Source organism: Shimia thalassica (genome assembly GCF_001458215.1).
GTDB classification, from domain to species: Bacteria; Pseudomonadota; Alphaproteobacteria; order Rhodobacterales; family Rhodobacteraceae; genus Shimia; species Shimia thalassica.
Genome location: NZ_CYTW01000004.1, coordinates 75,655 through 97,250, shown reverse-complemented (window position 1 = coordinate 97,250; position 21,596 = coordinate 75,655). Strand labels below are relative to the sequence as shown.

18 protein-coding genes and 1 riboswitch are annotated in these 21,596 nt (G+C 55.1%); of the genes, 10 read left to right on the top strand and 8 right to left on the bottom strand.

Going from position 1 to position 21,596, the window contains the following annotated elements; all coding sequences use genetic code 11:
* The first annotated feature begins 231 nt into the window (after window positions 1–231).
* Window positions 232–341, top strand: a riboswitch (TPP riboswitch).
* 37 nt (window positions 342–378) lie between these two features.
* The 3 genes from thiB to thiQ are packed head-to-tail and all read left to right on the top strand — an operon-like array spanning window position 379 to window position 3,564.
* A complete protein-coding gene (gene thiB, locus PH7735_RS15645; RefSeq protein ID WP_058312358.1) occupies window positions 379–1,356 on the top strand; it encodes a thiamine ABC transporter substrate binding subunit in 978 nt (325 codons plus the stop codon).
* The gene (locus PH7735_RS15640; RefSeq protein ID WP_058312357.1) at window positions 1,332–2,885 is read left to right on the top strand and encodes a thiamine/thiamine pyrophosphate ABC transporter permease ThiP; all 1,554 of its coding nucleotides are present in this window, start codon (window positions 1,332–1,334) and stop codon (window positions 2,883–2,885) included. Before thiB ends, PH7735_RS15640 begins: the two co-directional genes overlap by 25 nt.
* Entirely contained in the window at window positions 2,872–3,564 is a 693-nt protein-coding gene (gene thiQ / locus PH7735_RS15635) for a thiamine ABC transporter ATP-binding protein (RefSeq protein ID WP_058312356.1), read from the top strand. Before PH7735_RS15640 ends, thiQ begins: the two co-directional genes overlap by 14 nt.
* Here the strand turns inward: thiQ and PH7735_RS15630 are convergent.
* The 5 genes from PH7735_RS15630 to PH7735_RS15610 form a co-directional block, all read right to left on the bottom strand.
* Complete coding sequence (locus PH7735_RS15630) at window positions 3,561–4,727, bottom strand: DegT/DnrJ/EryC1/StrS family aminotransferase (RefSeq protein ID WP_058312355.1); 1,167 nt, start codon at window positions 4,725–4,727, stop codon at window positions 3,561–3,563. The genes thiQ and PH7735_RS15630 overlap by 4 nt on opposite strands.
* Window positions 4,724–5,659: a GDP-L-fucose synthase family protein gene (locus tag PH7735_RS15625; protein ID WP_058312354.1), complete on the bottom strand. Its 936-nt coding sequence runs from the start codon at window positions 5,657–5,659 to the stop codon at window positions 4,724–4,726. The genes PH7735_RS15630 and PH7735_RS15625 overlap by 4 nt, the downstream gene beginning before the upstream one ends.
* Before the next feature lie 9 nt (window positions 5,660–5,668).
* A complete protein-coding gene (gmd, locus tag PH7735_RS15620) occupies window positions 5,669–6,787 on the bottom strand; it encodes a GDP-mannose 4,6-dehydratase (RefSeq protein ID WP_058312353.1) in 1,119 nt (372 codons plus the stop codon).
* Between the two features lie 110 nt (window positions 6,788–6,897).
* Window positions 6,898–8,208, bottom strand: a complete 1,311-nt coding sequence (locus tag PH7735_RS15615) for an MFS transporter (protein ID WP_058312352.1) — start codon at window positions 8,206–8,208, stop codon at window positions 6,898–6,900.
* A 262-nt stretch (window positions 8,209–8,470) separates the two neighbouring features.
* Window positions 8,471–9,421, bottom strand: a complete 951-nt coding sequence (locus PH7735_RS15610; protein ID WP_058312351.1) for a GlxA family transcriptional regulator — start codon at window positions 9,419–9,421, stop codon at window positions 8,471–8,473.
* A 124-nt stretch (window positions 9,422–9,545) separates the two neighbouring features.
* On the opposite strand from PH7735_RS15610, the gene PH7735_RS15605 reads away from it, so the two are divergent.
* Genes PH7735_RS15605 through PH7735_RS15590 form a run of 4 tightly spaced genes read left to right on the top strand, consistent with a single transcriptional unit; the run spans window position 9,546 to window position 14,034 of the window.
* Complete coding sequence (locus PH7735_RS15605) at window positions 9,546–10,256, top strand: GntR family transcriptional regulator (protein WP_058312350.1); 711 nt, start codon at window positions 9,546–9,548, stop codon at window positions 10,254–10,256.
* An 18-nt stretch (window positions 10,257–10,274) separates the two neighbouring features.
* Window positions 10,275–11,192, top strand: coding sequence for a dihydrodipicolinate synthase family protein (locus PH7735_RS15600; protein WP_058312349.1), 918 nt, complete (start codon window positions 10,275–10,277; stop codon window positions 11,190–11,192).
* 5 nt (window positions 11,193–11,197) lie between these two features.
* Entirely contained in the window at window positions 11,198–12,697 is a 1,500-nt protein-coding gene (locus tag PH7735_RS15595) for an aldehyde dehydrogenase (RefSeq protein ID WP_082645279.1), read from the top strand.
* Window positions 12,694–14,034 (top strand): NAD(P)/FAD-dependent oxidoreductase, encoded by a 1,341-nt coding sequence (locus tag PH7735_RS15590; protein ID WP_058312347.1) that lies wholly within the window; start codon window positions 12,694–12,696, stop codon window positions 14,032–14,034. The genes PH7735_RS15595 and PH7735_RS15590 overlap by 4 nt, the downstream gene beginning before the upstream one ends.
* Before the next feature lie 111 nt (window positions 14,035–14,145).
* Here PH7735_RS15590 and PH7735_RS15585 read toward each other — a convergent pair whose 3' ends face one another.
* Window positions 14,146–15,699, bottom strand: coding sequence for a trimethylamine methyltransferase family protein (locus tag PH7735_RS15585; protein ID WP_058312346.1), 1,554 nt, complete (start codon window positions 15,697–15,699; stop codon window positions 14,146–14,148).
* 215 nt (window positions 15,700–15,914) lie between these two features.
* Here PH7735_RS15585 and PH7735_RS15580 point away from each other — a divergent pair, with 215 nt between their 5' ends.
* From PH7735_RS15580 to PH7735_RS15570, 3 genes are all read left to right on the top strand, one after another.
* Entirely contained in the window at window positions 15,915–16,739 is an 825-nt protein-coding gene (locus tag PH7735_RS15580; protein ID WP_158503251.1) for a TauD/TfdA family dioxygenase, read from the top strand.
* A 170-nt stretch (window positions 16,740–16,909) separates the two neighbouring features.
* Window positions 16,910–18,613 (top strand): cyclic peptide export ABC transporter, encoded by a 1,704-nt coding sequence (locus PH7735_RS15575; RefSeq protein WP_058312344.1) that lies wholly within the window; start codon window positions 16,910–16,912, stop codon window positions 18,611–18,613.
* Window positions 18,614–18,615: 2 nt separating this feature from the next.
* Window positions 18,616–19,374 carry a hypothetical protein gene (locus PH7735_RS15570; protein WP_058312343.1) on the top strand — a complete coding sequence of 253 codons (759 nt, stop codon included), beginning with the start codon at window positions 18,616–18,618 and terminating at the stop codon, window positions 19,372–19,374.
* Here PH7735_RS15570 and PH7735_RS15565 read toward each other — a convergent pair.
* Entirely contained in the window at window positions 19,359–19,970 is a 612-nt protein-coding gene (locus PH7735_RS15565) for a CDP-alcohol phosphatidyltransferase family protein (RefSeq protein ID WP_058312342.1), read from the bottom strand. The two genes, PH7735_RS15570 and PH7735_RS15565, sit on opposite strands and share 16 nt — an antisense overlap.
* Window positions 19,971–19,987: 17 nt before the next feature.
* On the bottom strand, window positions 19,988–21,523 hold the full coding sequence (locus tag PH7735_RS15560) for a xylulokinase (protein ID WP_058312341.1): 1,536 nt from the start codon (window positions 21,521–21,523) through the stop codon (window positions 19,988–19,990).
* Window positions 21,524–21,596: the final 73 nt, after the last annotated feature.

Here is a 21,596-nt window from a genome sequence, read left to right as displayed (position 1 = left end):
GAAGTTTGCTCAAGTGCATTTGCTTTTCCAGGCTTGCGACCAAAGGGACTGACGCTTTGAAGTCACGTGTTTCTGGGCGACCAAGACTTTGGCCGCACCCAAGGGGCATCGGCGTTCCTCAGCAGACGGATGTCAGGTACGCGACGCAATCAATCCATATTTTTCAGTGAAATTTTGTCAAACTGGACTTATCGAAACCGCTTGTCATCATGCCAAGCCGACACTAGTTTCGCGCCTACCTCGGGGTGCCGGTACACAGTGTGCGGGCTGAGATGCGCGAATGCGAACCCGTTGAACCTGAACCGGTTAAGACCGGCGGAGGGAAGGTCCGTGGAATGCTCCTCGGCTTGCTCCGCCCGTCGCATTTTGGAGGATGCCATGAAGTATCTTGCGTTTGCCACGGGAATGTTGGCGGCTACAACGGCAATTGCCGAGACGCCCGTTCTCACTGTTTATACCTATGACAGCTTTGTTTCCAACTGGGGCCCCGGTCCTTCGGTTGAAAAAGCGTTCGAAGCACAATGCGGGTGTGACCTGAAACTTGTTGGTGCTGGCGATGGCGCTGCATTGCTGGCCCGCCTCAAGCTTGAGGGCGCGCGTTCTGATGCTGATGTTGTTCTGGGGCTGGACACCAACCTTGTTGCCGCCGCTCGCGAAACCGGCCTGTTTTCAGATCATTCCGTGACTGCAGAGTATACATTGCCAATTGAATGGTCGGATTCTCAGTTTGTGCCTTTTGACTGGGGATATTTTGCCTTTGTCAAAGCGGCCGAGCTTGAAGCGCCTACCAACTTCAAAGATCTGGCTGATAGCGATCTGAAGATTGTCATTCAAGACCCGCGTTCGTCGACTCCGGGTCTTGGCCTTTTGCTTTGGGTCAAAGAGGCCTATGGCGACGAAGCCAAATCCGTTTGGGAAGGCCTTGCCGACAATGTGGTCACCGTGACCAAAGGGTGGTCCGAGGCGTATGGCCTGTTCCTTGACGGCGAAGCCGACATGGTGCTGTCTTATACAACTTCGCCAGCCTATCACCTGATTGCCGAGGAAGATGCGTCAAAAGCAGCAGCAGCCTTTGACGAAGGCCACTACATGCAGATCGAAGTTGCGGGCAAACTGGCCGCAAGCGATCAACAAGATCTCGCCGATCAGTTTCTTGCCTTCATGGTAACTGATGACTTTCAGGCCATCATTCCGACAACAAACTGGATGTATCCTGCGGTCACTCCGAAAGAAGGGTTGCCCAAAGGGTTTGAAACTCTGATTACGCCAGAAAAATCGCTGCTGGTGTCACCCGAGAAGGCTGACATGGTGCGGGATGCGGCGCTGGCGGAATGGCTGGACGCGTTATCGCAATAAGAGCATGGCCCGGAATCGGTGCGGCGGCCTTTGTCGCGGCTCTGATCCTGGGAACCTTGCTGGCCGTCGCCCTGCGTGCAGAAGCGGGGCGCGGTCTTGGCCCGTCTGAATGGGCCGCACTCCGGTTTACGGTATCTCAAGCGCTTTGGTCTGCGGGCCTGAGTGTTTTGCTGGCGGTCCCTGTGGCAAGAGCCTTGGCGCGCCGCCGTTTCATCGGTCGTCGGCTGTTCATATCTCTTCTGGGCGTGCCCTTTATTTTGCCTGTGATCGTGGCTGTTCTGGGTCTGTTGGCTGTGTTCGGGCGCAGCGGCATTGTGAATTCGGCGCTGCGCTGGGCCGAGTTGCCGGAAATTTCGATCTACGGATTCCACGGGGTCGTTCTGGCCCACGTGTTTTTTAACCTGCCACTTGCCACACGGCTCATCCTGCAAGGGTGGCAACAGGTTCCCGCCGAACGGTTCCGGCTGGCCGCCCAGCTGGGTTTTGGATCCAAGGACATGTGGCGGATCATCGAGGCGCCCATGCTGCGGCGTGTCGTGCCCCAGTCTTTTGCCGTGATATTTGCCTTATGTATTTCAAGTTTTGCCGTTGCATTGACGCTTGGCGGGGGGCCAAAGGCCACGACGGTTGAATTGGCCATTTATCAGGCTTTCCGGTTTGATTTCGATTTGGGGCGGGCCGCGCTGTTGTCATGCCTGCAACTGGTTATGGTCGGTGCTGCTGCGTTGTTGGCCCTGAAGCTGTCGGACAGGGACGGGTTTGGTGCGGGGCTGGACCGGCCCGTATTGCGTTGGGATGCAGATACCGCACCAAAAGTCGCCCTCGATACATGTGTGATTTTATGTGCCGCCGTGTTTTTGCTGGTGCCACTGTCTTTGGTGGTTCTGGATGGGATTGCAGGATTGGCACAGCTGCCGCGACAGGTCTGGCAGGCGGCATGGGTGTCGGTGCTTGTGTCTCTTGCTTCGACGGGCATCATGGTTGCGCTGGCGCTGCCAATTGCGATTGCGTCCTCGTCCCGTCACCGTTGGCTAGAAGCAGTCGCGCTCTTGGGCATTGCAGCTTCGCCTTTGGTGATTGGCACAGGACTGTTTCTGATCATCTATCCCATTGCCAACCCGTTTTCGGTCGCTTTCCCTGTAACGGCATTGGTCAATGCGGTGATGGCGTTGCCTTTTGCCCTGCGCATGTTGATTGGTCCGGTTCGAGACGTTGTTCAGGACTACGGTCGCCTGAGTGGGTCGCTGGACATCAAAGGGTGGGCCTGGATGCGTCTTGTGTTGTTGCCACGTGTGCGCGGGGCTCTGGGGTTTTCCTGTGGCTTGACGGCGGCACTGTCGATGGGTGACCTCGGTGTTATCGCCTTGTTCGCCGATCCCGAGCGCGCAACATTGCCATTGCAAATGTACCGGTTGATGGGAAGCTACCGGATGGAGGCCGCATCAGGCGCGGCCCTGTTGTTGCTGTGTCTGAGTTTTGGTTTGTTTTGGGCGTTTGATCGCGGGGGGCGTGGGCATGCTGAGGCTTGAGAACGTTTTGATGAGACAGGGCGACTTTACGCTGGGGGGCGATTTGACGGTCCCCGCGGGAGCACGCGTTGCGGTTATCGGCCCCTCGGGTGCCGGAAAATCGACCCTGTTGTCGCTGATTGCGGGCTTTCTTCCGGCATCACAGGGACGCGTCTTCTGGGAAGACAAAGACATTACGATGGCTTCGCCCGGCAAGCGCCCGATTGCGATGCTGTTTCAAGACAACAACCTTTTCCCGCACCTGACGGTTTTTCAAAATGTCGGCTTGGGCATTCGACCCAATTTAAAGCTGGACCCGTCACAACATGCGCTGGTGGTAGACGCCCTCAAACGTGTTGGTCTTGCAGGGTTCGAAGACCGCAAGCCTGCTGCCTTGTCCGGCGGGCAACAAAGCCGGGTGGCTTTGGCGCGGGTGTTGGTGCAGCGTCGGCCTCTAGTATTGCTGGATGAGCCCTTTGCGGCTCTTGGTCCGGCGCTCAAGGCAGAGATGCTTGATCTGGTTGCTGAATTGCTTGCGGAAACAGGCGCAGGGATGTTGATGGTCAGCCACGATCCCGAAGATGCACGCCGCATTGCCGATCAGACGATACTTGTCGCAGAAGGCGTTGCGCATCCGTTGGTTGCCACGGCGGATTTGTTGGAAAACCCGCCGCAAGCATTGAAAGACTATCTTGGTTAGATGCGCGTCAAGGCATCGACGGCTTCTGCGATGGGGTAATGGTGGTTGCCCACAAACAGTCCGTTGGCATCGATATAGTCGGCGTTTTTGAGATCGCCGTGAATCGAGTAATCGAAGTATTTCATCACTTCGTTTTTCGCAAAGTTGCCTGCCACGATGGGGCGGCATTCAAATCCGGCCTCAACGAGGTCTTTGACCAGATCCGCACGGTTCAGGCCGGTATCGGGTCGAATGACCAGCGAAAACCCGAACCAGCTGGCCTCGCCAATCTCGCGTTGGATCATGAATTTGGGGTGGTTTGCCAGACGTTGTTGCACCAAGGCACCGTTCGCACGGCGCCCTTTGATCAGGTCTGGCAACTTGGCAAGCTGCTCGATGCCCAGCGCGCCTGACATCTCGAGCGGACGCAGGTTGTAACCCGGAAGAACAAACCGGAAGCTTTCTTCAAAGGGGTCGTCCGACTTCTCGCCGGTGACGTGATTGAACTTGGGAAGGTTTCGGGTCCACCCATGCGCGCGCAGGGCCAGCATCACATGATAAAGCTCTTCATCATCGGTGACGACCATGCCGCCTTCCATCGTCGAGATATGGTGCGAGAAGAAACAGGAGTAGCTTCCCATTGCCCCGAATGTGCCGGTCTGTTTGCCATTGAATGTTGCGCCCATGGATTCACAGTTGTCTTCGATGACAACGATGTCACGTCCGTCGATGATCCGGTTCAGAGCATCGAAATCGTTAGGGTTGCCCAACAGATTGACCACCATGATGGCACGTGTTTTGTCCGTGACGGCCTCTTCTAACGCGGCGAGGTCATAGTTCAGCGTTTCAAGGTCGATATCCACAAATTTGAGATGCAGACCGTATTGGTTCAGCGGAAAATACGTAGTGGACCAGCTGACGGCGGGAACGATGATTTCGTCGCCGCGCTCGAGGTGCAAGGCGGGGTTTTTGGTAAAGAACAGGGCAGCGGTCATCAGCAGGTTTGCGGAGGACCCCGAGTTTACCATGATGGCGAATTTCGACCCGAAATGCTCGGCGAATTGCTGTTCAAAATTGGCGACTTCTGCGCCCATCGAATAGCGGTCGGAATCGATCACCTTTTGCAGGGCATCCAATTCTTTCTGGTCCCAGGACGAGGTGGCAAGCGGAAAGCGAATGCTCATTTTGTGGCCTCATTCAAATAGAAGTCATAGGTGCGCTGGATTGCGTCATGCAATGTGGTTGGTGCGGACCAACCCCACGCGCTCTGCCGGTCGGTGGCGCAAAGTTTCTGCTTCATGCCAACCGGTTTTGAAAGATCATGGACAAAGTCGCCCTTCCAGCCGATTACGTCCGCAACGGTTTGATAATATTCGTTGATCGAGAAATCATGACCAAGGCCGGTGTTCATCAAATCGGGAAGGTTGTCGATATCGCCCGATGCCTTCAACACGGCATCCGCCAGATCACCGGCATACATGAATTCTCGTCGTGCGGTGCCATCGCCCCAGATTTCCACGGTGTCTTCGCCATTGGTTTTGGCGAGATGCACCTTGTGGATGATCGCGGGAAGGAGGTGTGAGTGTTTGGGATCAAACTTGTCGTGGCGGCCAAACAGGTTGCACGGGATCAGCGTCTTGTATTGTGCGGCTTCGTCCTCGCGCCCGATATACTGGCACAAACGCGTCGCCATGATTTTGGCAAGGGCATAGCCTTCGTTGGTGGGCTCAAGCTCACCCGTCAGGATCATGTCTTCGCTTAACGGGTTCGGTGCCGCACGCGGGTACATACAGGTCGACGCAAGGTTCAGGAACTTTTGAACACCCGATTGATAAGACGCCATAATGATATTGCGGCCCATCGACGTGTTGCGTTCCAGAAACGCGACAGGGTGCGCCATGTTCGCCTGAATGCCGCCCACCTGACCGGCTGCGTGCACCACCAGATCGGGCTGCACTTCTGCGACGTATTCGTTCACTGCGTTCGCATCGGTCAGATCCAGCTCGCGCGATGTCGGTGCAACGATATCCCACTCCGCCGACAGCGGGTGTTCAAGTATATTGCGCCCCACCATGCCTGATCCACCGGTGAGAAGAAGCCTGCCGTTCTTGGCCATAAGTGTTCCTCAGCTTTCGGTCGAAACCGGAAGTTCCAATCCATGTTCCCGCAAAAGTCGGTTACGGCGCGAGTCTTTGAGGTCGTTGGCGACCATTTCCGCACACATTTCCTGAACCGTGATCTCTGGTGTCCAACCCAGTTTCGTTTTGGCCTTGGCAGGATCGCCCAACAGGGTTTCCACTTCGGCAGGCCGGAAGTAACGCGGATCAATACGCACAATCACATCGCCCACTGACAGGGCAGGGGCGTCGTCGCCTTCGATCGCGTCAACGATTCCGATTTCCTCAAGGCCTTCACCTTCGAACCGGATTTTGACGCCCAGTTCTTCTGCGGACCATTCGATAAACTGACGGACAGAATACTGAACGCCGGTTGCGATTACAAAATCATCCGGCTCGTCCTGCTGCAGCATCATCCACTGCATGCGGACATAGTCTTTGGCATGGCCCCAATCACGCAACGCATCAATGTTGCCCATATACAGGCAGGGTTCGAGGCCTTGGGCGATATTGGCAAGGCCGCGCGTGATTTTGCGAGTCACAAAGGTTTCGCCCCGCCGCGGGCTTTCGTGGTTAAACAGGATGCCGTTACAGGCATACATGCCATAGGCCTCGCGGTAATTTACCGTGATCCAGTAGGCATACATTTTGGCAACGGCATACGGGCTTCTGGGGTGGAAGGGGGTTGTCTCGGTCTGTGGTGTTTCCTGAACCAGCCCATAGAGTTCGGACGTCGACGCCTGATAAAAGCGGGTCGTTTTTTCAAGTCCGAGAAACCGGATGGCTTCCAGCAGGCGAAGCGCACCTGTTGCATCCACATCGGCCGTGTATTCCGGGCTTTCAAAGCTCACCGCGACATGGGACTGCGCACCGAGGTTATAAACCTCGTCTGGTTGCACCTCTTGCAGGATTCGCGTCAGGTTCGAACTGTCGGTCAGGTCGCCATAGTGAAGTTTGAGCCGTGCGTTCGACGTATGTGGGTCTTGGAAAATATGGTCGATGCGTTGTGTGTTGAATGAAGACGCGCGGCGTTTGATACCGTGCACTTCGTACCCTTTTTCCAGAAGAAATTCTGCCAGATACGAGCCATCTTGACCCGTTACACCTGTGATCAGGGCTTTTTTCATCGCGTTTTTCCTTTTCTTTGACGCCGGTGCGCCCAATCTTGCTTCACATGTAATGGCTATTTGGCCAAGTTGCAGCCCCCAAAAGAATGCCGCGCGGAAACTGGCGCCCTCTAGCGGCGCGGCGTGAACCGGGGATGTAAATCATCAATAATGATAGAGTGAACGTGGTTCTTGTGCCCTGCAAGATGTGCATGATCCGAGGGCAGATCGCGATGCGTATGGGGAATGGGTGCGCTACTGTTCCTTGGCCAGATTTTCAAAGCGGCGATGACCCCTAAAAACCCGAGTGCGGATTGCACGCACATTGCCGTGGACGTGCCAAAAACAAGTAGCAACCATCCTGTCAAAGGATAGAAAATCAGCCAGCACGCATGAGACAGCGTGAACTGTGCGGCAAAAACGGCTGGCCGGTCCTCTGGATGGGCCGAGCGCGTCAGGACCCGTCCTGCGGGTGTTAAAACCAGAGAATAGGCAAAGCCGATACAGAACCATCCCGCAACCAACAGCCTCAGGTCCAATGTGCCGACAAAAGGGATCGCCCCAAGGACAGCCGTCGCAAAGGCCCCACCACAGATCATCGTGGTGCGGTCGCTCAACACGTGCAGCAGCCGAGGGATCAGGAGTGAGGCCAGCATTGACCCCGCGCCAAAACCGGCAAGCGCGATGGCCAAGGCAGCGTCAGCACGTCCCAGATCGGTTTTGACAATGACCACCGAATTCACAAAGACCAGAGACACAACTGCCGAAATCGTCCAGTTCAAAGCCAAAAGTCCGCGCAAACGGGGTGTTTTGAGATAGATCTTCAATCCGCGCGTGGTGCGCTCGTAAAACCCTCGTGTTTTTGAGGGATGCGCAGAGGGCAAAGCCACGGAAATCACGAGCAGAGCAGATGCCGTAAACCCAAGTGCCGTGCCCCAAAACAGATTGTCAAAGCTCATCCACGTCAAAAGTGCCGCCGCAAAAACAGGGCTCAGAAGGCTTTCTGCATCCATCGCCAACCGCGATAGGGAAAGCGCCTTTGTATAGTCCTCTTCATCGGTGAGAATATCGGGAATGGTTGCCTGAAACGTCGGGGTGAATCCGGCCGAGGCCGATTGAAGCACAAAAATCAGAACGTAGATTTGCCAGATTTCTGTGACAAACGGCAACATCAACACAACGCTGGCGCGGATCACGTCGAGCGCAACCAAAACCGCCCGCCGATTGAGGTTCACAATCAGCGCAGAAGCTATTGGTGCGATCAGGACATAGGCAACCATCTTGATCGTGAGCGCAATACCGAGAACCAAACCTGCCTGCTCGCCGGCAAGGTCATAGGCGAGCAACCCCAAAGCTACGGTTGCCAGCCCAGTCCCCGACAGCGCAACCACCTGAGCGAGAAAGAGGTGGCGATAGGTGCGATTTTTGAGAACCGACAGCATCAGGAAAGTATCGCATCACAAAGCAAAGCGCCCTTGCCCAAACCGGTGTTCGGCTTTGGCCAAAGTGTATGTATCAGGTTTTGAGCGCGCGCATTCGATAACATGGCCGCAAGAGCCATCTTACCTGACGCCGTCTCGAAGCCGGCAACTGCTTTGGATTGGGATAAGCCTGTGTGCCACATCGGGCCATTATCCCCTAGCGTATAAAACTGTCAATTGAATGTCCCCTTTGGTGCGCCGGCATCGAGGGGAAAAGGCGTCTCTAACTCAGCGTGTTTTGCTGAGCGGTTGGCGTGATTCCAAACTTTGCCCGATACACACGGCTGAAGTGGCCAGGACTTTCAAAGCCACTCGCAAGGGCGATTTCAGTTACGGACTGGTCGGTCTGAACCAGTAAGTTGCGGGCCTTTTGTAAACGCAGGTCGACGTAGTACTTCTTTGGGGAACAATTCAGATATCGCCCGAAAATCCGTTCAAGCTGGCGCGTGGAAATACCGATGTCGACAGCGATGGTCGCTGGCGAGATAGGCGTTTCAAGGTTCTCGTTCATGACTTGGATGGCCTTGACCAAATGCGGATTTCGCATGCCGTGCCGCGATTGCAATGAAACGCGTTGCTCGGCGGTTCCTTCACGGACAGCATTATAAACCATTTGGTCTGCAACAGCGATGGCAAGGTCATTACCATGGGTGGTTGCAATCAGGTTCAGCATCAAATCTGCCGTGGCCGTGCCGCCCGATGCGGTGACGATTGTTTCGTCCGCTACGAAAACGCTGCTTTCCAGAGAGACTTCGGGAAACTCTTCCATAAAGCCATCATGGAAATCCCAATGGATTGCAGCCCGCTTTCCATCCAGCATGCCCGCCTTTGCCAGAATATAGGCCGCCGAGCACAGGGCGCCGATCTTGGCCTTTCCGGTGCGCGCTTTGCGCAAGACGTTCAGCAGGGCCGGATCGACGTGGTTTTGGACGTGAATACCCGAAAGCACAAAAAGACGGTCGCACGCGGGGATCGTGGCATAGCTGTGGTCCACAAGGGTGACGGTGCCGTTGGAACAGGTTGCGGTCTCGCCGTTTTCACTGGCCAGGGACCATTGGTAGAGGTCGGTGCCGCTTACGAGGTTGGCAATGCGCAAGGGTTCAATCGCGCATGAAAACGCGATGTGCGTGAACTCTGGCACCAGCAAAAAAGTAAAGTGTTCCGTCGTCGTCATGACAAAAATCCTACTGCGAGTCGTTAATTCGCACCATGGTGCCGGTTTGGTCTAAGTGAAATTTTCTCTGTATACAAATTGTATTTTAATGCTAAATGCCACCGTAATGACGTGGGAGGTGCACATGAAACCAGATTCGAAATCACGCAAAGCGGCCCTTTATGAGGCTCTGAAAATGGGTGTTCTCACGATGCAGCTGCGTCCCGGAGAAGATCTTGATGAGACTGCGCTGTCCGAAGAGTTTTCCTTGTCACGCACCCCTCTGCGCGAGGTGTTTCGTCAATTGGCAGGTGAAGGGTTTATCGACCTTCGTGAAAACCGTGGTGCCCGCATTTCGGAAATGTCGCACACCACACTCAGAGATTTCTTTCTGACGGCTCCGATGATCTATGGCGCGATTCTTCGCCTTGCCGCCAAAAACGCAACCCGTGATCAGATCAAACGCCTCAAGGACGCCCAAGAGGATTTCCGGAGGGTTTTGAGGACCGGTTCCGGGGATGATCGTGCGCTGGCCAACAACCGGTTTCACGAAATTACCGGCGAAATGGCAGACAACGTCTATCTCACCCCAAGCTTTCATCGTCTGCTGATTGACCACGCCCGTATCTCGATGACGTTCTATCGTCCGACGGACAATCACATGGCGGAAAATGTGACGGAAGCCGCCGATCAACATGATCAGATCATCGCCGCAATCGAAGCGCGCGACGAAGCGCGCGCTGCACAGTTGGCTGACGACCATTGGGCTTTGTCACGTGATCAGATTGAACTTTTTGTAATGCCTGCGGGCTTGGAAGTGCCTCTTGGCGACCTTCCCCGCAAGACCCCTGCTTAACCCCGAACGAGGACGCAAATGACCCCTATTTTCAAATTCGAAGGGATTTATACGCCTGTCGTGACCCCCTTTTATCATGACCAAAGCGTCAATTGGGACGGTCTGGCCGATGTGATCGAGAACCTGATCGACAAAGGCGTGCATGGTCTCATTTCCGGCGGCTCGACCGGTGAAAATTATGCGCAATCCGTTGAGGAACGGCTCGAAATTGCGCGGTTCACACGCGAGCGCAGCGCGGGTCGGGTGCCTTTGATTGTTGGCACAGGCGCCATGATGACTCCTGATTCCATCGCATTGGCCACAGGAGCGCGTGATATGGGCGCGGATGCGATTCTCTTGGCCACGCCCCCCTATTCGGTGCCAACCGAAAGAGAGAATGCGCTCAATGCTCTGGCCATCGACAAGGCGGCCAATTTGCCCGTGATGCTGTACAACTATCCGGGTCGAATGGGCGTTCACATGGGGGAAGAGTTTCTGGACCGTGTTGGTCGCAGCCGTAACATCTGTGCCATCAAGGAAAGCTCTGGCGACATCAACCGCGTGCATCTTCTGGCGCGGGACTATCCGCATATCCAGATGTCATGTGGCATGGATGACCAAGCGCTTGAATTCTTTGCTTGGGGTGCGCGCAGCTGGGTGTGCGGCGGCTCGAATTTCCTGCCGGAAGAACATCTGGCGCTTTACAATGCCTGTGCTGTCGAGGGGAATTTCGACAAAGGCCGACGCATCATGTCGGCAATGATGCCCTTGATGCGTGTGCTGGAACAAGGCGGCAAGTTTATCCAATGCATCAAGCATGGCGTGACCATGACGGGGATCGATACTGGTCCGATGCGGCCTCCGCTCAAGGGGCTGAACAAAGATGACAAACGCGCACTCGAGCAGGTCATCCGCGTGCTCAAATCAACAATCTCAGACATTCAGGCAGAGGGGTAAGGATCATGGATCTGCTTACACAAGAAGAATACAAATCCATCGCTGCAAACCTGTCATTGCCCACAAGCGCGTTCATTGACGGAGGATACCGTCCGGCGGCTTCGGGAAAAACCTTTGAGACCCTCAATCCGGCCACTGGCGAAAAGCTGGTTGATGTGGCGGCATGTGCGCAAGACGACGTTGATTTCGCAGTGTCGAAAGCGCGCGAAGCCTTTGATGATGGGCGCTGGTCCAAAATGCATCCCTCGGACCGCAAGGATGTCCTGATCCGCTTTGCAAAGCTGATGAACCGCAACGCGCGCGAGTTGGCTGTGATGGAGTCAATCGACAGCGGCAAAACAATCTTTGACTGTGAAACCGTCGATATTCCGGAAACCATCCACTGCATCAAATGGCACGCCGAAGCGATTGACAAAATCTATGATCAGGTCAGCCCGGCATCGGATGATCATATCGCCATGGTGGTTCGCGAACCTATCGGAGTTGTCGGGCTTGTACTCCCGTGGAACTTCCCGTTGTTGATGTTGGCATGGAAGATCGGCCCTGCCTTGGCGGCTGGATGTTCGGTTATTGTGAAACCGGCCGAAGAAACATCTTTGACAGCGTTGCGCGTCGCAGAACTGGCGTCTGAAGCTGGGCTTCCCAAAGGTGTTTTGAACATCGTCACCGGATCCGGCCCAGATGTGGGCGAACCGATTGGGCGTCACATGGACATCGATATGGTGTCGTTCACCGGCTCTACCGTGACCGGCAAGCGGTTCCTTGGATATGCTGCGGATTCAAACGCCAAAGAGGTCGTTCTGGAAATGGGCGGCAAGAACCCCTGCGTCGTATTGGATGACGCGGAGAACCTCGACCGTGTGGCACAGCACATCGTTAACGGTGCGTTTTGGAACATGGGCGAAAACTGTTCGGCAACATCGCGGTTGATCGTGCACAAAAATGTCAAATCCGAGTTGCTGGACCGGATCGAGGCGCACGCCCGTCATTGGAATGTTGGCGATCCGCTTGATCCCGAAACCCGCATGGGAGCGCTGGTGTCGAAGGCGCATTTTGACAAGGTTTGCGGATATCTCGACAAAGCCGAGAATGTTGTTCTGGGCGGTAAAACCTCTGGTGGCACCCATGTAGAAGCAACAGTTGTCGACGTGTCCGGCAATGATCATCCTTTGGCACAGGAAGAGATTTTTGGACCGGTCTTGTCGGTTATCACGGTTGGCGGATTTGACGAGGCTATAGCCGTAGCAAATGAAACCGAATATGGTCTCGCGGCCTCGATCTTTACGGCAAACGTCAAACGTGCCCTTCGGGGTGCCCGCGTGCTTCGGGCCGGAACAGTGACTATAAACAGCTTCGGAGAAGGGGATATCACGACCCCCTTCGGCGGTTACAAACAGTCCGGATTTGGCGGGCGGGACAACTCGATTTTTGCCCACGACCAGTACACACAGATCAAAACCATCTGGATTGATCTGGCCGACGACGATGACGAGGCCGTGTCGTGACAACCTATACCGCAAAAAGGCTGCCGGTTCAGACCGGACCGGCGGCTTGGAATGCTATCTTGGGGCCGCAACCTGCTTCTGAGGCGCTTTCAGGCTCTAACACAGCCGATTTTGTTGTTATCGGTGGAGGGTTTGCGGGCCTTTCTGCGGCACGTCGTTTGCGACAGCTGCATTCCGATGCGGTGATTATGGTTCTCGAAGCGGGACGCGTGGCAGACGGGGCCGCGGGGCGAAACTCTGGCTTCATGATCGACCTTCCGCATGATCTGGCCTCTGAAGACTATTCCGGAGCCGGTGATGATCGCACCCTGATCACGCTGAACAGGCAGGCCATCGATTTCGCACGCACGGCTGTTGACGAGTACGGGATTGATGCGAACTTTTTTGACGAGTCGGGCAAAGTAAACGGCGCTGCAAGTACCACAGCGCATACGCATAACCTGAGCTATGCAGAGCATTTGACCACCCTTGGCGAACACTCCGAAAAGCTCGACGCGCAGGCGATGCAAGAGTTGACAGGGTCGGCGCACTATCTCTCGGGGCTCTATACTCCTGGAACCGTGACGCTTCAGCCTGCCGGCTATATCAGAGGGCTATGCGCAGGCCTTCGCAAGGATGGGGTGCACGTCTTTGAAAACAGCCCCGTGAGCGCGTTCAAGAAGGAGGGCGCAACGTGGAAAGTGTCCATTTCCGCTGGAACAGTCTCTACTCCACGCGTTTTGCTGGCCAATAACGGGCATCTGGAGAGCTTTGGCATCAAGAGCGGCCGATTGATGCAGCTTTTCCTTTTTGCCTCGATGACACCTGATCTGGATGACGCTGCTTTGGCCTTGCTGGGTGGGCAACCCAGATGGGGCATAACGCCGTCGGATCCAATGGGAACAACTGTGCGCCGGATCGATACGGCACAGGGGGGCAACCGGATTGTCACGCGGACATGTGCCGTTTTGAAGCCCGGAATGAAAGCATCCCAAGCCGACGTTGATCGGGCCGCGCGTGTGCAGCAAAGAAAATTCGACGAACGGTTCCCCCAGCTGGCGGGCCTGCAGATGGAATACAAATGGGCGGGGCATCTGTGTTTGTCGCTAAATGGTGTTTCGGTGATGGGCCAGATCGACGACGGCGTCTATTCGGCCTGCGTCCAGAATGGTCTTGGCACTGCCCGTGGGACGTTGACCGGTATCGCCGCAGCCGAGGTGGCCAGCGGCACGCAAAGCGAGATTTCGCAGTTTTTCGGTGCCGAGGATGCCCCCAAAAAGCTGCCACCACAGCCATTCGCAAGCATCGGAGCAAATGCCTATATGCGTTGGCGAGAATGGCGTGCCGCGGCGGAATAGAGACGAATTCTCCCTTAAAGGGGAGCAATCTTTTCCTGAAATAAGAAAGCCTGACAGGAACTTTTTCATGTCAGGCTTTTTTCTGATTTTTGTTTCGCGAGTTACATCAGCTTAGTATTCCTGGTTCAACTCGTCGCTCGCTGGAATTTCACGTTCGCGTCGCGCGATGTAGTCCCGCAATTCTTCATCTTTAGCGATGTCCAATTTGGGTTCTTCATAATCCTGAAGCAGTTTGCGAGCGCGGTTCAAAGCGCGTTCTGTAATTTCAACACTCCCTTCGGCCACCCATTGCTCGATCGAGTTGTTGTCGAAAAGTTCGGGCATGAAGAAGGCGGTTTGGAAGTTGTCCTGTGTGTGTTGGTGGCCAAGGTAATGACCGCCTGGACCCACATCCGGAACAGCAGCAAGCGCCGCATCAAAGTCGTCCCAATTCGGACCTTGGGCCATACGATAGGCCATGGCGCATTGTTCCGTGTCTACAATGAACTTGGCGACGGAACAGTGCATACCTGCTTCGTTCCAGCCTGCAGAATGCCAGATGTAGTTGGCACCGGCATGAATGACGGCGGACAGTGTGGTTGCGGATTCATAACCCGCTTGCGCGTCAAAGGTTTTCGCCCCGCCCAAAGTATTCGAGGTGCGCCAAGGGACATCATAAAAACGTGCCATCTGCCCGATCATAAAGTTCATCAGGCTGATCTCGGGTGTTCCTGCCATTGGCGCGCCCGATTTCATCGACACCGTCGACAGGTAATGGCCATAGATGGCAGGCGCACCGCGACGGATGACCTGTGTATAGGCCAGGGCGCTGAGGGCTTCTGCGTTCAACTGCGCCACCGAGGCCGCAACCGAGGCAGGCGTGTTGGCCCCGCCAAGAACAAATGGCGAGCACAAGACAGGTTGATTGCGTTTGCAGAAGGCGCGCATCGCCCCCAACATGGTTTCATCCCACACCAACGGAGAGTTGCCGTTGCAGTTGCCCGTGGTGACAGGATTGTTCTCGATGAAGTCCTGACCAAACAAAATGGCGCACATATCCATCACGTCTTCGGCATTCTTGGGGGACGTCGTCATGCCCATGAATGTCTTGTCGGAATACTTCATCGAAGAATAGGTGATTTGCAGATGGCGCTGTGAAATCGGATGATCATATGGTTCCACAATGTGATGCGCCGACGAATGCAATGCGGGCGACATGTGGGCCAGCTTGTGGAACATGGCGAGATCGTCGAGCGTCGGGTTGCGGCGCACGTCATCCAAATCCCGCAGGAACGGTGCACCTGTCATGGGTACAAAGATCGAATGCTTGCCGCCAAGACGCACGTTCTTTTTCGGATCGCGCGCATTGTAGGTAAAGTCGGCAGGGATCGTCGAAATCAGGTCCATGACCAATGCGCGGTCCAGATAGACAAGCTCTCCGACCACTTTGGCCCCGATACGTTTCCAGTCTTCCAAGGCAATGGGGTCACGGAATTGCACGCCCACATTTTCCAGAATATCCATCGATGCATTGTGGATGCGTTCGACCTGACTTCCGTCCATCACTTCGCAGACGGGAATGTTGCGCTCTAAACCGGGCAGCATGTCAAACACGGGTGCGGACCGGGCGGCGCGGCGTGCGCTGCGGCCACCAGAACGTGTGCGGGGACGTGGGGTATCAAGCATGTGCGTGTCTCCTTGGCTTGCTTTCTAGAAAGCCGGAAACAAAGGCAGATCACCTGCACGAATGCGAAGAGTCATGACAGTTTACGACAGTCGCCCGAATTTGACGTCAAATAGAGGAAAGGGGCCGTTTTGGCTGTTCAAAGCGTTTTGTTGATTCCTTTCATGGCACCTGTCACGTTTGAAGGACGGTTTTGAAACTCGATTGGATGACGACGATGTCCCCAGATCCTTATGCCATTCCACTGGAACCGGACGTGCTTGATACCATCCTGCGCGGCGACAAGGCAGACACGGCCCCGTTTTCGCAACAGGTGTTGTCTTATCTGGAAGACGCAGATTTCGGGCTTTTGGATTTGAATGCCTATTGCGATGGCTATGAAAGTTTCAAAACTGCGGCAACGCGGATTGCCGAGGCTTTTGGCACCTTGATGGTTCAGAACGATGCAGGCGACACTGTTGTCGAAGTGTGGGACCGTAATATCGGGCGCATTGAGGATGGCGTGCGATATCATCAAACGCGCCAGGGCGGGGATATTCACACAGATTCGGTCAATCGTCCCGATCCGATGAAGCTGTTGATTTTGGGCAGTGCGACCACCGCCCTGATTGGGGGCGAGTCGATCATCATTCGTGCGCGCGAAGTCTGTGAAAGACTTGCGGCCTATCCCGAGGTCGAAGACATACTGCGCAAACCGTTCTTTTTCGAAGGGCGTGGCATGTCGGAAGAGATCGAGTTGTTTCAGCTTCCGGTTTTGGCGGGCTCCGTCGACAAACCTGACTTTCGATACCTGCGGTCCTATATCGCGAGCGCTCACGAGCGGGCGGGCTGGCCCTTAACGACGGACCAGATTTTTGCATTTGATGTGCTGGACGCTTTCAATGAAATATCGGACCTTCAGCACCGCTTTACTTTGCAACAAGGGCAGCTTTTGCTGGCGTTCGACACGCGGGTGTTTCATGGCAGAACCAGCTTTGTAGATGGTGTGACGCCGGATGCGTGGTCCAAGGGGCGGCGCATGTTGCGGTATTGGATCGAATGATGGCTGCAAGACGCTGCTTGTTATGTGACCGGCTTGCGGCATTAAAACGGTGGCATTTTCACTCTTTTTCGGTCTTATTGCGCAAAGCGAACAAATGCCTGCATCCGACCTGAACCGGTATGCACCCCTATTGATAATGACGCCTTGTCAAACTTGACGGAATTGACCGTGTGACCCAGACGCCCCCCACCCAGACAGATGCAGAAAAAGGGTCGAGCCGCCGGCTCGAGGTTTTGCATTACCTTCTGGTAACAAGTGGCGTGCTGCGCGATCCGGTGATTTGGCTGACGTTAATGGCCAGCCTGAGCCGCGCGGGCATGATCTTTGCCATCAACCGGGCTGCAAGTCAGGTGGAAGATGGAATTGGCGCGCAGACAATTCTGATCTTGCTGGTGTCGGCAGGTGCTTTGCTGATTGCGGGGTTCTTTGTTCGGATACGCGCGCATACGTTGATCGTGCGTATAAACGAACAGATGCGCACAACGGCAAGTCAGCGCCTTTTGCATGCCAACATCGATTTCCTGCTGTCGCGGTCACATGGCAAGGTCTATGCCGCCATGACGAGCGAAGTTGAAAAACTATCCGGGTCTATCATCAATCTGATTCAGGCCATCGAAGCGGTGATCGTTGTTGGAATCGCAATTCCCTATCTGTTCTGGATATCGCCCATCGCCGGATTTGCGACAGTGCTGGCTGTTGTCTTTGGCAGCATCGGCTGGGTTTTGTTTGACCCGCCCGCACGACGTTTCCTGCGCAAGGCATCCGAGGCCTACACGGTTTATTGTGATCGTGTCAGCGATATGCTGTCAGGTTGGAAAGAGGTGCGCCTGCGTTCGTCACGGCGCGAAGCGATCGAACAAGAAACAGTCAACACAATCCACAGGATTAGCGCAGACACAATGCGCGCCGAGCGGCGCTTTTCGGCGAGCACCGGCATTGGCGAAGCATCGGTCATACTGTTGTTGTGTTTCATGGTCATTGGTTTGCCGTCCCTTCAGTCGGGCGGCACAGCAACAATGTTTCAGGTTCTGACAGTGATCTTTTTAACGAGCGGACCGATCGAACTTTTGTTTGCGGCGCTGCCCAAAATTTCACAGGCCGAGAATGCTTATTACAGGCTGCGACAGGTCGAGGCAGACCTTGCCACATCGCAATCTCCGGCGCTGTCGCAAGATGTTGAGCACCAACAAGGCTTCAAGGAAATCGAGCTGCGAAATGTTGTGGCACGGGTCGGGGACAAAACGGCTGCGGGTGGTGAGGTCTTTGAACTCGGGCCAATCAATCTTGGCTTTAAACCCGGGGAAACGGTTTTCATTTGCGGGGGCAATGGATCGGGCAAAACAACATTGCTGAGCCTGATCACGGGGATGCGCAATCCCGACCAAGGTGAAATTCTCTTGGATGGGCAGCCATTGGACGACCACTCCAAAGCGATCTATCGCGAATTGTTTTGCGGCGTCTTTAGCGAATTCCACCTGTTTGATCGCACCTTCGGGATGACGTCTGCTGAAGAAGACGTTCTGGAACAGCGGATAGTGGATTTAAAGCTGTCCAACCGTGTCACATTGGCAGAAGGGAGATTTTCCACTCTGTCCTTATCCGCTGGTCAAAAGCGCCGTCTTGCCCTGTCTGTCGCGCTTGCCGAAAACCGGCCGGTGATTATTCTGGATGAGTTTGCCGCTGACCAAGACCCTGAAAACCGAACATATTTTTACGATGTGTTGATCCCGGAATTGGCTGCAACGGGACAATTGGTTATTGCCGTGACACATGATGATCACCAGTTCGGAAAATGTGATCGCCTGATCAAAATGGAAAATGGCCATATTGTTTCGGATCAACGCATGTCTTCTGACAGCGAAAGAGTTGTTTAACTATGTCTTCTGTTTCCATTCCTACCCGTAGATCCGTGATGGTGCTGTTTGCAGCGATTGTTTTGACGGGCTTTGTTATTATCGTTGTGAACTTTCAGATCTATCAGGCGCGCATTCTTTATATTGCAGCGTATCCTGAGCTGACGGCCGCGAAACCACCTACGATTAGTGGCGCGATCCGTGACCCCGCGATTGGCAATCCTTTTGCGGTGTGGATTTCAATTTCTGCCGTATTTCTGTTTTTTGGAGTGGGCAGCATGATTGCGGCGCTTTGGGCCGAGGGCATGCGCTCTGACCAGATCCCCCCAAAAGAACGTCGCTGGCTGACGGTGTTGTCCCTGTGGTCGGCCACCTTGCAACTCATGGCATGTGTCGGGATGGTTATCCTGAGCAATTACCGCTTTCCCGACTACAACGACGAACACATGTTCGGCAGCTATCTGTTTTTCTTTTCCCAAGCCTTTGTGGTGGTGTTTGTCGAGATCACTGCCCGCAGGTTTGCAAAACAGCCCGAGCGCAATTCCGTTATTCTGCCTTCGATGATGCGGGTGCGCCGCAAATACGTGTGGGTGCCTATTTTTCTGGGCGTTGCGTATCTGGTGCTGTTTTTGATCAAGAACTATGATCTTGGCGCGTTTCAAGCAGCCGTGTTTCAGACGTATGTCATCACCGAGCCTTTGTTGATCTCGTCATTCTTGCTCTACAATCTGATTTTTCATGCAGATATGTGGGGGGCGATCCTGCGTTACCGACGCGCCTGATCGTCCGATTTGAGCATCTGGGTCGCCCGCCACGCGCGCTGAAGTGCCGTGAAGTGCGAAAGCAGTGCAAATATGGCGAGGCCCGCAGTGACGATCCATCCGGCGTCAAAAATGCCTGCAAGAACCAGAAACACGCAAATGAATATGATCCGTTCAAGCCGTTCGAAGAAGTCGGGCCAGTCATCATTGCTGATCTCGATCTCAATAGCGGTGCGGGCCTTGGCATAGCTGGTCAGAACGCTTCCTGAAAAGGCGGCCAGCGCCAAAGCCCACAAATCGTGCACAAAGGCCAGCGTCGCCAGAACGGCAAGCTCTTGATAGCGATCTACCATTGCGTCGAAATAACCACCTGCCTTGCTGCACATATCGCGACGGCGGGCCACTGCGCCATCCAATGCATCAAAGGCAAAAGCAACCGCCAAAGTCAGCCCGTAAATCAACTCGCTTCCGTGCCACAGATAGGCCAGCGAGGTTGCGATAATCAGGACCAGACCGGTAAACGTGACCTGGTTCGGGGTCCAGCCTGCACGAACAAGCGGCGTCGACAGGCTCTCCCAAATGGGATCAATCTTGGATTTGATAAGTCCGTCGATCATCAGAGGTCTTCCTTGGTCTAATAACTGCGCAGGATGTGTTTTCGGATTTTGGCCAGATGTGTTGCACGGCGGTCAAGATCTGCGACCCGGGCAGGGTTCGGAACATAATGTGCATTTGTATTGGCGCGCAAAACCTCGGCGGCTTTCCAGGGGGTTTCGGCCCACCCCATCACCGGTGCGGCCAGAGTTGCAGCGCCCAGTACGCCCGCATGCCGTGATCCGCCAACACGCACCTCGCGGTTCAATGCATCCGCGATGGTCTGGGCAAAGGCAGGGTTAGCAGACACGCCCCCCACCATTCCAATCGGTCCATCGGTTTTGACGGGCTTTTCTTTGCAGACCTTAGAATAAGACCAGCGCAGGTTCAGGGCCACGCCTTCAAGCGTTGCGCGTCGAATGGCGCGATCATCGTGGTGCAGGGCCAGCCCATGAAACACACCGCGCAACGCATCATTGTCGACTGGGACACGTTCCCCGGCAAGCCAAGGCAAAAAATAGGGATCGTCTATTTCGGGTGGCCCCATATCGGCAAAAGCATGGGCCAGAGCTTCGCCGTCGACCCGACCGCCACTGATACGCACGCCCCATTCCAATGCAGATCCCGCATTTTCCTGCGAGGCGATCAAAAGCGGGCGATAGTTCAAGGCACTGGTGATGGTGGCATAGGAATGCGCAACGCTGAGCAATCGAGAGGGCATGAACCCCGCGATCCAGGCGCTGGTTGCGGCGCTGATGTGCAAGGCGCCATCGGACACTTCCCCCGATCCCAAAGCGGCTGCAGTGACATCCGATGCGCCGCCCAGAACCGGAACATCTGCGCGCAACCCAAGTTCTGCGGCGGCTTGGGGTGTAAGAGTGCCGACAATCTCGGCGGCGTCGACAATCTCGGGCATTTTTTCGAGCGGTATGCCCACTACGTTGGCCAATGTCTGGGACCATCCCTCGCGCCCGGGACGGGTATCCATCAGCCAGCTCAGATTGGCGCTTTCGGCGCTTGTGGTGAAACGGCCGGTTGCGCGATGCACCAGCCAGTCTTTCACATCAAGGAACCAGCGCGTGCGGGCATAAATCTCGGGTTCGTTTTGTGCGATCCAAAGAAATTTGGCGGTCGGGTCCATACCGTTTTTGGCAGGTGCGCCGTTTGCGATACGCAACCATCGTGCGAGTTTGAAAATCTGATATCCATGCACCTCTGGAAATCCGCCAGTCAGGGCACGACCTATGGGGGCGGCCCGCTTGTCCAGCCATGTCAGGCAGGGGCGCAGGGCATGACCGGTCTCGTCCGCGCAAATCACGCCGCACAGCTGCGTGCTCATGACCAATGCGCCGGTGCGCTCCATCAGGTTCGGAATTTCGTGACGCAGGTCGGACAAGCCCCGCGCAAGCGCCGCCCACCAGTCATCAGGTGCTTGCTCTGCGATGCCACCCTTGGCCAGAGACAGGGGGTATGTCGCAGTGGCCCGCGAGATAAGCTTTAAAGAATGGTCCACGATACCGATCTTGACACCGGAAGTTCCAAAATCCGCTGAAATAACAAGATCGCGTTCAGTCACAATCACTTTCCCTATTGGGGCTTCATGTCGCCGTTCGGCTGAGATGTCGTTAGCTGGCATGAATGGCGGGGAT